Origin of the sequence: Ideonella sp. (assembly GCF_044358605.1) — a bacterium.
GTDB lineage: Bacteria > Pseudomonadota > Gammaproteobacteria > Burkholderiales > Burkholderiaceae_C > Ideonella.
In genome coordinates this window covers 31,698-43,160 of sequence record NZ_JBIKNQ010000046.1, presented here as the reverse complement: position 1 = coordinate 43,160, position 11,463 = coordinate 31,698, and the positions used below count along the sequence as shown (strand labels likewise).

The following is an 11,463-nucleotide window of genomic DNA, read 5'->3' as shown; positions in this document are numbered from 1 at the left end:
GATTGGCAACCCGGCCGGGGCTATGACGATGGTTCGTAGGTCGATCTTCATAGGTTGCGCTTGATGGCCTCCTTTATGGCTACTAGCGACAATGTATATTATGTCAAATCGATGAGTGACTGTTGCGGCAATTGCTTTGGCACCCGAGGCACCCGACAAAGATCACCAGGCCCTAGAAGGTCTTCCTCGTGCCTGGCGATCCATGCCGGACCTCAGGTGCCAATGATCCCGCCGTCTTTCTTGCGGATCACCACCGTCGCGCTGCGCGGCCGTGCGCCTTTGACGCCACTGGGCCAAGTGGAAAATCTGCTGGGGTCTGCGGGATCGCTGCGTTCGCCCGGACTCTCACCAGGATGCTGAATGTTGACAAACATGGTCTTCATGTCCGGTGTGCACACCGCTCCGGTGATCTCGCAGTTCACTGGCCCCACCAAAAAGCGCCGCGTCTCACCGGTGGCCGGGTCCGCCGCCAGCATCATGTTGTTGCCCATCCTGGTGTACTCACCTTTGTTCATGGTGGAGGCAGACGCATCGGTCTGTATCCACAGCAGCCCTCTGGCGTCAAACCACAGGCCGTCTGGGCTTCCGTAGAGATCGCCCTTGATGTTGCCCTTGGCCTCGGCACGTGCCACGCTGTCGTCACCGGCCAGCACGAAGTGGTTCCAAGTGAACCGCCTCGCATCGAAGTCCCCCGCCTCTTTCCAGCGAATGATGTGCCCCATGTTGTTGTTGGCACGCGGATTGGCTGCGTCAGGCCCGGGATGGCCCGCTGTGCCACGCCTGGTGTTGTTCGTGAGCGTGCAGTAGACCTCTCCATTGGTCGGATGAATGGCGACCCACTCCGGCCGGTCCATCTTGGTCGCACCCAGCAGGTCGCTGGCTTGACGAGATTTGATCAGCACCTCGCCTTGATCCGCGAATCCATTGGCCTGGCTCAGCCCCTGGGAACCATGGCGTAGCTCGATCCACTCACCAGAACCGTCGGCATCGAACCTGGCCACGAAGAGCGCGCCATGATCAAGCAGATCGCGATTGGCGCTGAAGCCCCCCGGCTGGATGCGATCACGGCTGACGAACTTATAGAGGTATTCAAACTGAGCGTCTTCGCCCATGTAGACCACCGCCCGACCATCAGCGGTTTGGGTCACCCAGGCGCCTTCGTGCGCTGCACGACCCAGCGCCGTGCGCTTGATCGGCGTCATGGTGGGGTCCATAGGATCAATCTCCACCACCCAACCGAAGCGGTTCGGCTCATGGGGATGCCTTACGGCGTCAAAGCGCTCTTCGTGCTCATGCCACCGAATGCCCCGTTCACGCGGGCGTAGGCCCCATCGATTCTCATGGGCATCGGGCTGCTCCGGGCCATTGAAGTAGTAAATGAAGTTCTCTTCGCAAGTCAAATACGTTCCCCATGGGGTGTGCCCGTGGGCGCAATTGTTCAGTGTGCCCAGCACCCGCTTGCCTAGGGGATCGGCTGCCGTTCGCAGTAGTGCATGGCCCGCAGCGGGGCCGCTAAGAGCCATGGGCGTAGACGCGCTGATTCGACGCGCAAAGCGCGAGGGCCGCACCAGTTGCCAACGACCGTCTCGATCTTCAATCTCGAGCACGCTCACGCCATGTGCGGCCATGCTCTTCCTGACCTTTTCAGCTGACCAAGTGGCCATGCCGTCGGCGTGTAGCTGACCATCATCGGTGTACTCATGATTCATGACCAGAAGGCCACGCTGACTGCCACTGAGCGGAAAGTAATGCATGCCGTCATGGTGCATGCCGATCTGTGCGGCTTGCTCAGCGGCAGTGTTTGAGCCATCGGGCTTGAAGGCGGGCATGTCGCCATACAGGCCCACTGGCTCACCCCACATGAAGGATGGCACCGCGCTATATCCCTCCGCCACGGACAGCCCATCGGCCGTGCTCGCCGCGACGCTCCTGAAGCCCGGCCTAGGTCCTGCTGTCAGTGGGCTCTTCGTGCTTGCGCAGGCCGACAAAGCTCCCAAGACAGGCGCAAGCGCAACCATCATGCTGCCTTGCAAAACAATCCGCCGAGAAGGCTCGCTGATCTCATGAATACTGGGGTTAGAAGACCGGTTGCTGTCTTCCATCGAAGAAAAGTCTTTGGCCACGGAAGCTCCGAAAGTTAAGCAGATCCATCCTGCACGCTGATAGTCTAGGATGTAAACCTTCGTCCTCAGTGCTCAGCCCATGTCCAACTTTGCCTTTCTGTCTCAAAGCACTTTTCTGCGCAGCCCTCATGCAGATACTCAGCACGCCTTTGCAGTGGCGGGTGTGGCCTGGGACGGCTGCGTGACCAACCGGCCCGGCGCACGCATGGGCCCTCGCGCTATCCGCGAAGCCAGCCACATGTTGTGCGACGGTACCCACCCGCACTTTGATGTGGTGCTCGACGGGCACCTGTGTGACGCCGGAGATTTGGCGCTCCCCAACACCAGCCTGGAAGCCATGCGCGCGGCGATGATGCCGCAGGTCCAAACGCTGATCGCGCAGCATCACATGGCCTGGCTGGGCGGGGACCACTCCATCACCTTGCCCCTGCTTCGCGCCTATAAGGCGCACCTCGGCCAACCTTTGGCGGTCATCCACTTCGACGCGCATTGCGACACCTGGGAAGACCATTTTGGAGAGCCCAGTGGCCACGGCACCTGGGTCTACGAGGCTATTCAAGAAGGCCTGGTCGTTAAGGAGTGCTTCACGCAGTTTGGCATTCGCTCTGCCGGGGAGCGTGAAGCCCGCGAGTACGTCAAAGACCAAGGCGGGCAGATCTTCACAGCCCGTGACCTGCGTGGCCTAGAAAGCCCAACCCAACTCGCCCCCCTGCTGCAGCGCGTCCGTCATCGCCTGGCGGAGTTTGGCCATCCGCCGCTCTACCTCAGTCTGGACATCGATTGTCTGGACCCGGCGTTTGCGCCGGGAACCGGCACGCCAGAGCCCGCAGGGATGAGCAGCAACCAAGTCTTCAGCATCCTGGAAGAGCTGGCTGACTTGAAGTTTGTGGGCATGGATTGCGTGGAGGTGGCCCCGCCTTACGACCATGCCGAGCTCACCAGCTCGGTGGCAGCCCAACTGGTGTGGACTTATCTTTGCGGACAGGTCAAGCGCGAAGCGCTGCACCCACGCGGCTGAGGCCTCGGCCTGCCGCTCACAGCGGTAAGGCCGTGGTCTTCTTGACGGTGCGCAGCACCAGCATGGAATTGCTGCGCTCAACGCCGGGCAGCCGCATCAGCACCTCGGTGTGAAAGCGCTCCAAGTCTTCGGCATCTCGGTAGCTGAAGCGGATGAGATAGTCGTTGGCGCCCGCCACGTAATAGCAGTCCAAGATTTGCGGCTGATCGCGAACGGCCTGCTCAAAGGCCTCCAAGAGCGCCGTGCTCATGGTCTCCAAATTAATGATGGTGAAGCTGGTGCCATGCTGGCCTACCGCCTTTGGGTTGAGGAGCGCCGCATAGTGGGCAATGACGCCCTCCTCTTCCAGCCGCTTAACCCGCCGCAAACACGCGGACGGCGATAGATGTACTCTGGTGGCTAGCTCCACATTGGAGAGCTTGCCGTCCAATTGAAGCTCGCCCAAAATCAGTCGATCGGTCGCATCCAATTGCGTGGAATTTGAGCTACTGCGCATAATGTTGCGATTGTCTCATGATGCTTCGCATATTATTGTGTTTTCGCGGGTTGACCCCTGGCTATCGCGCAAGCACATTGCGCGAGGCCTTGGCTAGACTAACACCCATTCACACAGGCCGCGAGCCTTGCTCTCAAGGACGCGCCATAAAGACGGATGAGAACGCCCGATGACCGCTTCGCTTGACGCTTACTGGATGCCCTTCACGGCCAACCGCCAGTTCAAAAAGCAGCCGCGCATGTTGGCCAAGGCCGAGGGCATGCACTACTGGACGCCAGAGGGTCGCCAAGTCTTAGACGGCGTAGCCGGCTTGTGGTGCGTGAATGCGGGGCATGCCCGCCCCAAGATTGTGCAAGCCATCGCCGAACAAGCGGCAGAGATGGACTTTGCGCCCCCCTTCCAGATGGCGCACCCCAAAGCCTTCGAGTTGGCCGAGGCAGTTGCCAAGCTGGCACCTGAAGGCTTGAACAAGGTCTTTTTCACCAACTCAGGTTCGGAGTCGGTAGACACCGCCTTGAAGATCGCGCTGGCCTACCACCGCGCCCGTGGCGAAGGCCACCGCACCCGCTTGATTGGGCGTGAACGCGGCTACCACGGCGTCAATTTTGGTGGCATGTCGGTGGGCGGCATGGTGGGCAACCGCAAGATGTTCGGCACCATGCTGGGCGGCGTGGACCACATTCGCCACACCCATGACCCTGCGCGCAATGCCTTCAGCAAGGGCCAGCCCGCGCACGGTGCCGAGTTGGCGGATGACCTGGAGCGCCTGTGCGGCTTGCACGACGCCTCCACCATCGCGGCCGTCATCGTCGAGCCTGTGGCGGGGTCGACGGGGGTGCTGATTCCGCCTCAAGGCTATCTGCAGCGCCTGCGCGAGATCTGTGACCGCCACGGCATCTTGCTGATTTTTGACGAAGTCATCACTGGTTTTGGCCGCACCGGCACGGCCTTTGGCGCCGAGCGTTTCGGCGTGACGCCGGATCTCATCACCTGTGCCAAGGGTTTGACCAACGGCGCTGTACCCATGGGAGCCGTGATTGCCAAGCAAAGCATTTACGACACCTTCATGGCCGGGCCTGAGCACCTCATTGAGTTCGCCCATGGCTACACCTACTCGGCTCACCCGCTGGCCTGCGCTGCCGGCTTGGCCACGCTCGAAACCTATGCAGACGATGGGCTGCTGACACGTGCGGCGAGCCTGGAAGCCTATTTCGCTGAAAAGCTGCACACGCTGCGCGACTGCCCGCATGTCATCGACATCCGCAACATCGGCTTGGTGGGCGGCATCGAGATGGCCTCGCGCCCAGGCGCACCGGCGCTGCGGGCCTACGACGTATTCTTGGATTGCTTCAAGGAAGGCTTGCTGATCCGCACCACGGGCGACACGATTGCGCTGTCCCCGCCCTTGATCATCCAAACTGAGCACATCGACCAGATCGTGGCCACGCTGCGCCAAGCTTTGCAGCGTGTGGCCTGATCCTTGCTCTTCCTCTGAACCGCATTCGCAACGACAAAGGGCCTGCCTAGCGCTTACCGTATGAGCTTCCTCAGCATCGATCAGGATCTTGCTCGTCATTCCTACTATGCCGCCACCGCCTTGCGCGATGCGGCCTACAGCCCTCTTGCAGGGGCACAGGAATGCGATGTCGCAGTGGTGGGCGGTGGTCTGGCAGGCCTGTCTGCGGCACTCGATCTGGCCCGCAAAGGCCACTCGGTGGTGCTCTTGGAAGCGCGTGAAGTCGGTTGGGGTGCGAGCGGGCGCAACGGCGGGCAGGCCATTCATGGCCTGGCTTGCGACCAGTCCGAGATCGAGTCGCAACTGGGCTTGGACGATGCCCGCAAAGTCTGGCAGATGACGCTGGAGGCCCTGGCCTTGCTGCGCGAGCGAATGTCCGAGCACCACATTGACTGCGACTGGCGCGACGGCTACCTTGGCTTGGCCACCACGGCGCGCAAAGGGGCGGATCTCGCCCGCTGGGCTGACCGCATGGCCGAGGTCTACGGTGCAGAGTTCACCCGCATCGGCCCGCAAGAGCTGTCGTCTTGGATCGCCAGCCCGCGCTATCACAGCGGCCTGCATGACCCACACTCCGGCCACCTGCATCCGCTGAAGTACGCTTTAGGCTTGGCGCGCGCTGCGGCCCAGGCTGGCTTGCGCATCTTTGAGCATTCCGCCGTGACCAGCCTGCAGATGGGGCCTATGGCAAGGGTCAGCACGGCGAAGGGCGAGGTGCGCGCCAAACAGGTGCTCTTGGCGGGCAATGTCTACTTGCAGGGCATCTCCAGCCACCTCGAGGCACGCATCATGCCGGTGGGCACCTATATCGTGTGCTCAGAGCCCTTGCCAGAGGCGCTGGCCAACAGCTTGATCCCCAGCCGCTCGGCGGTCTGCGACACCAACTTTGTGCTGGACTACTTCCGCACCACCAACGATCACCGCATGCTCTATGGCGGGCGGGTCAGCTACAGCACGGTCACACCGCCCAATCTGTCGGAGAACATGCGTCAGCGCATGGCCCACACCTTTCCGCAATTGCAAGGGGTGAAGGCTGAGTTTGCGTGGGGTGGTTTCGTCGACATCACCATGAACCGCGCGCCGGATTTCGGGCGCTTGGCCGACAACGTGTACTACCTGCAGGGCTTCTCCGGACATGGCTTGGCCCTGACTGGGCTGGCTGGTCGTCTGGTGGCCGAGGCCATGCATGGCGATGCCAGTCGCTTCGACATCTTTGCCCGCCTCAAACATCATCCCTTCCCGGGGGGCCGTTGGCTGCGCACGCCGGCCCTGGTGCTGGGCATGGCTTGGTACCGCCTGCGGGACATCTTGGGTTAAGGCCTTTTCACCATGAGCACACCCTCAAAACCTATCGTCTTGGTCCCCGCCTGCAGTCGGCAGCTGGGCGAGCACCCTTTCCAAATCGTGGGCAAGAAGTACCTCGACGCGGTGCGCCTAGCAGGCGCTTTGCCCGTGGTCGTCCCGTGGGCCGAAGAGCACGAGTTGGAGCAGTGGCTCCAGATGGCCGATGGCGTGTTTTTGACCGGCTCGCCCTCCAACGTCCACCCCAGCCACTTTGGCGAAGACGTCCACGACACCACCCTGCCCTTGGACCCGCAGCGCGACGCCTGGACCCTGCCGCTGATTCGCGAAGCGGTGGCGCGTGGCCTGCCCTTGTTGACCATCTGCCGCGGGACGCAAGAGACCAACGTCGCCCTCGGCGGCTCGCTCTACCAAGCGGTCCATGAGCATGAAGGGCATGCCGACCACCGCGCCCCAGACGGTGCGCCGGCGGCCGTGCAGTACGGGCCTTCGCACAGCGTGGCCGTAGAGCCCGGCGGCGTCTTGGCGCAGATCGTGGGCGACGCGCCCTTCACCGTCAATTCCGTTCACGGCCAGGCCGTTAAGCAATTGGCACCCGGCTTGCGCGTTGAAGCGCGGGCGCCAGATGGTGTCATCGAAGCGTTTTCTGTCGAGGGCAGCGCGGGCTTCACGCTGTGCCTGCAGTGGCACCCCGAGTGGCAGGCCGCCCAGAACCCCCAGTCCGTAGCCATGTTGACGGCCTTTGGCCAGGCTTGCCGCCGCTGGCGCGAAGGACACCGTGGCGCATATCCGTAGGTGAGATGTCCCCTCGCCTCTTCACCGAGGCCCTCACCTCCCCCGGGGCTCGCGTGGCCCGGCGCTGCACACGCAGCGGCAATCCACGCGCACTGAACAGCAAACAGGTGCCACTATGGCCAGCAAAGCAGATTTCACGTTTCCCGAACTAGAGCAGTGGCTCGACCAACATCGCGTCACAGAGATTGAGTGCCTTGTCCCCGACTTGACGGGCGTGGCTCGCGGCAAAATTTTGCCGCGCGAAAAATTCACCGAAGACCGCGGCATGCGTTTGCCCGAAGCCGTGGTGGCCATGGGTGTGACGGGAGAGTTCCCTGAAGAAGGCCCGTACTACGACGTCATCAGCCCGACCGACCACGACATGCATCTGGTGCCTGACCCGGCTTCGGTGCGCCTCGTGCCCTGGGCCACGGACCCGACCGCACAGGTCATTCACGACTGCTACGACCGCAATGGCAAGCTGGTGAGCTTTGCACCACGTTCGGTGCTGCGCCGCGTCTGCGATCTCTACGAGGCCGAAGGCTGGGACCCTGTGGTGGCGCCTGAGCTGGAGTTTTATCTGGTGGCCCGCAACACAGACCCTGACATGCCGCTCAAGCCGCCGATTGGCCGCAGCGGCCGGGCTGAAACTTCGCGTCAGGCCTATTCGATCGACGCGGTCAATGAGTTCGACCCGCTGTTCGAAGATGTCTACGACTACTGCAACAAGATGGAGTTGAACGTCGACACCCTGATTCATGAAATCGGGGCAGGCCAGATGGAGATCAACTTCTTCCATGCCCACCCATTGGGCCTGGCCGATGAAGTCTTCTTCTTCAAGCGCACGGTGCGCGAGGCCGCCTTGCGCCATGACATGTACGCCACGTTCATGGCCAAGCCCATCGCCGGTGAGCCCGGCAGCGCCATGCACATCCACCAAAGCGTGGTCAGCAAGCTGACGGGCAAGAACATCTTCAGCAAGCCGGACGGAACCGCCAGCGATGAGTTTTATTGGTACATCGGCGGTTTGCAAAAATACATCCCGGCTGCGATGGCCCTGTTCGCGCCCTATGTGAACAGCTACCGCCGCCTCTCGCGCCACACGGCCGCCCCGATCAACATTCAGTGGGGCACCGACAACCGCACCGTGGGCATTCGCTCACCGGTGGCTTCGCCTGCAGCGCGTCGCATTGAGAACCGTGTGATCGGCGCTGATGCCAACCCCTATGTGGCCTTGGCCGCCACGCTGGCCTGCGGCTATCTGGGCATCAAGAACAAGATTCAACCCTCACCCGAGTGCAAGGGCGACGCCTACCTGGGCGAGTATCAACTGCCCCGCAGCCTGGGAGAAGCGCTGCAGTTGCTGCGCGATGAAAAGGACTTGGCCGCCGTGCTCGGCGAAGACTTCGTCACCGTCTACACCGAAGTCAAGGAAATCGAATACGCCGAGTTCATGAAGGTGATTTCGCCCTGGGAGCGCGAACACCTTTTGCTGCACGTCTGAGAAAGACGGCGAGCCTTCAGGACCAAGTACAGGACAGATACACCATGCACAACAACATCGTTCTCCAAGCACCGGCCGTGGCCAGCCAGCGCACAACGCGTGAATGGCAGCAAGCCGACGCCGACCACTTCTTGCACCCCTTCACCGATTTTGCGGGATTGGCCAAGAAGGGGTCGCGCATCATCACCAAAGCCGACAACATCTATTTGTGGGACAGCGACGGCCACAAGATCTTGGACGCCATGAGCGGCCTGTGGTGCGTCAACGTCGGCTATGGCCAGACCAGCTTGGTGGATGCCGCGACGCGCCAAATGAAGGAGCTGCCCTTCTACAACGCCTTCTTCCAGACGTCGACACCGCCAGCCATTGAACTGGCGGAGTTGCTCTCCAAAGTCACACCGCCCCAGTTCAAGCATGTGTTCTTCACAGGCTCTGGCTCAGAGGGCAATGACACCGTAGTGCGCATGGTGCGCCGCTACTGGGACATCTTGGGCCAGCCCGATCGTCAAGTCATCATCAGCCGCAACAACGGCTATCACGGCTCGACCATGGCGGGCGCCTCGCTGGGGGGCATGAGCGGCATGCATGCGCAAGGCGGCCTGCCCATTCCCAACATCACCCACATCGACCAACCCTATTGGTGGGAAAACGGCGCCGGCATGAGCCGCGACGAGTTCGGCAAGGTGGCGGCGTCTTGGCTCGAAGAGCGCATCTTGTCCGTCGGCCCCGAGAAGGTAGCCGCCTTCATTGGCGAGCCGGTCCAGGGCGCTGGCGGCGTCATCGTGCCGCCAGAGACATACTGGCCTGAGATCCAACGCATCTGCGACAAGTACGGCATCTTGCTGGTGTCTGACGAAGTCATCTGCGGCTTTGGCCGCACTGGCAATTGGTTTGGCTGCGAGACCATGGGCACCAAGCCCGACTTGATGACCATTGCCAAGGGTGTGACCTCAGGCTACATCCCCCTGGGCGGGGTGATGGTCGGCGAGCGTATGGCCAAGGTGCTCATTGAGCAAGGTGGCGATTTCAACCATGGCTTCACCTACTCCGGTCATCCTGTCGCCTGCGCCGTGGCCTTGGCCAACATCCGTTTGATCCAACAGCAAAAGCTGGTTGAGCATGTGCGTGAGGACGTTGGCCCGTATTTGGCAGAGCAGTTTGCCAGCCTCAATGACCACCCCTTGGTGGGCGAGACCCAAACCTGCGGCTTGATGGGCGCTGTGCTCCTGGTCAAAGACAAGGCCAAGCACCAAGCCTTTCCATCCAATTTGGAGTTGGGCATGGTCTGCCGCGGCCATTGCTTTGGCAACGGCTTGATCATGCGGGCCGTGGGCGACCGCATGATCATTGCGCCGCCGCTGGTGATCACCCGTGCGCAGATCGACGAGATGATGGTCCTGATCCGTCGCTGCCTCGACCTCACCTTGGCCGACGCCCACAAAAACGGCTGGCTGTGAGCGCTTTGGCAGGGGAGCGGGCACAAGGTTTGCATACTGTGATGGCTTCTCCCGATGCAGATGACGTCGTCCACCCCCTAGACTCTGGCGTTGAGTGATTTCTCTTCCAACCCCTTTTCTCCATCCGTGTTTTCTGGAGGTTTCATGAGCATGAAAGCAAGTCCTATGCGTTCCATCCTGTCCTTGGCCGTAGCGGCATTGGGCTTTGTGGGCGCCGCCGCCCAGGCCCAAGAGGAAGAAAAAGTCCTCAACATCTACAACTGGTCGGACTACATCGCCGAAGACACCCTGAAGAACTTCGAGAAAGAAACCGGCATCAAGGTTCGCTACGACAACTTCGACAACAACGAGATCGTTCACGCCAAGTTGGTGGCCGGCAAAACCGGCTATGACATCGTGCTGCCGTCCTCCAACTGGGCCAAGCTGCAGATGGACGGCGGCTTGCTTCGCAAGCTCGACAAGTCGCAGATCCCGAATCTAAAGAACTTAGACCCAGCCATTCAAGCTCAACTGGCTCGCTTGGACCCCACCAATGACTACATGGTCAACTGGCTTTGGGGTTTCACCACCGTGGGCATTAACGTGGATAAGGTCAAAGCCGCTTTGGGCAATTTGCCCATGCCGGACAACGCCTGGGACTTGGTGTTCAAGCCCGAGTACATCTCGAAGATGAAGTCCTGTGGGGTGTCCTTCTTGGATTCTGCGACCGAGGTCATTCCGGCCGCCCTGCACTACTTGGGCAAGCCGTCCTTCAGCAAGAATGCTGCCGACTACAACGCCGCTTCAGCACTTCTCAAATCGGTGCGCCCCAGCGTGACCCTGTTCAGCTCGTCAGGCTATATCAATGACATGGCCAACGGCTCCATCTGCCTGGCCTTGGGCTGGTCCGGCGACATCAACATCGCGCGTCAGCGTGCCATTGACGGCAAGACGGGCCAGAAGATCGAAGCCCTGATCCCCAAGAGCGGGGGGCTGCTGTTCTTTGACGTGATGGTCATCCCTGCGGATGCTCCACGCCCTGGCAATGCCCACAAGTTCATCAACTTCATCCTGAAGCCTGAGAACCACGCGGCCCTGACCAACAAGGTTTTCTACGCCAACCCGGTGAAGGATTCCAAGAAGTTCATCAAGCCTGAAGTGGCCAACAACCCCACCGTGTTCTTGAGCGACGCAGACATGAAAAAGATGGTGCCGCCAGACTCGTTGAACAACGACCTGCGCCGCCTGATGACGCGCACCTATACCTCGTTCAAGACAGGTCTGTGAGAAACCA

The 11,463-nt window shown here is 61.1% G+C and carries 9 protein-coding genes; 7 read left to right on the top strand and 2 right to left on the bottom strand.

Annotated features, from left to right (window positions below; all coding sequences use genetic code 11):
• Positions 1-212: 212 nt before the first annotated feature.
• Positions 213-2,102, bottom strand: a complete 1,890-nt coding sequence (locus ACIQ3Q_RS15885; protein WP_396270147.1) for a PhoX family protein — start codon at positions 2,100-2,102, stop codon at positions 213-215.
• Between the two features lie 100 nt (positions 2,103-2,202).
• Between ACIQ3Q_RS15885 and speB the strand changes: the two genes are divergently transcribed.
• On the top strand, positions 2,203-3,141 hold the full coding sequence (speB, locus tag ACIQ3Q_RS15880; protein ID WP_396270143.1) for an agmatinase: 939 nt from the start codon (positions 2,203-2,205) through the stop codon (positions 3,139-3,141).
• 16 nt (positions 3,142-3,157) lie between these two features.
• Here the strand turns inward: speB and ACIQ3Q_RS15875 are convergent, their stop codons facing one another.
• Positions 3,158-3,637 carry an Lrp/AsnC family transcriptional regulator gene (locus ACIQ3Q_RS15875; protein WP_396270142.1) on the bottom strand — a complete coding sequence of 160 codons (480 nt, stop codon included), beginning with the start codon at positions 3,635-3,637 and terminating at the stop codon, positions 3,158-3,160.
• A gap of 169 nt (positions 3,638-3,806) precedes the next feature.
• Here ACIQ3Q_RS15875 and ACIQ3Q_RS15870 point away from each other — a divergent pair, with 169 nt between their 5' ends.
• From ACIQ3Q_RS15870 to ACIQ3Q_RS15845, 6 genes are all read left to right on the top strand, one after another.
• The gene (locus ACIQ3Q_RS15870) at positions 3,807-5,114 is read left to right on the top strand and encodes an aspartate aminotransferase family protein (protein WP_396270141.1); all 1,308 of its coding nucleotides are present in this window, start codon (positions 3,807-3,809) and stop codon (positions 5,112-5,114) included.
• A gap of 60 nt (positions 5,115-5,174) precedes the next feature.
• Positions 5,175-6,470: an NAD(P)/FAD-dependent oxidoreductase gene (locus tag ACIQ3Q_RS15865; RefSeq protein ID WP_396270140.1), complete on the top strand. Its 1,296-nt coding sequence runs from the start codon at positions 5,175-5,177 to the stop codon at positions 6,468-6,470.
• A 12-nt stretch (positions 6,471-6,482) separates the two neighbouring features.
• Positions 6,483-7,250 (top strand): gamma-glutamyl-gamma-aminobutyrate hydrolase family protein, encoded by a 768-nt coding sequence (locus ACIQ3Q_RS15860; protein ID WP_396270139.1) that lies wholly within the window; start codon positions 6,483-6,485, stop codon positions 7,248-7,250.
• A 115-nt stretch (positions 7,251-7,365) separates the two neighbouring features.
• Positions 7,366-8,733 carry a glutamine synthetase family protein gene (locus ACIQ3Q_RS15855; RefSeq protein WP_396270138.1) on the top strand — a complete coding sequence of 456 codons (1,368 nt, stop codon included), beginning with the start codon at positions 7,366-7,368 and terminating at the stop codon, positions 8,731-8,733.
• Between the two features lie 44 nt (positions 8,734-8,777).
• Positions 8,778-10,190 (top strand): aspartate aminotransferase family protein, encoded by a 1,413-nt coding sequence (locus ACIQ3Q_RS15850; protein WP_396270137.1) that lies wholly within the window; start codon positions 8,778-8,780, stop codon positions 10,188-10,190.
• A gap of 165 nt (positions 10,191-10,355) precedes the next feature.
• Positions 10,356-11,456 carry a polyamine ABC transporter substrate-binding protein gene (locus ACIQ3Q_RS15845; RefSeq protein ID WP_396270146.1) on the top strand — a complete coding sequence of 367 codons (1,101 nt, stop codon included), beginning with the start codon at positions 10,356-10,358 and terminating at the stop codon, positions 11,454-11,456.
• Positions 11,457-11,463 lie beyond the last annotated feature (7 nt).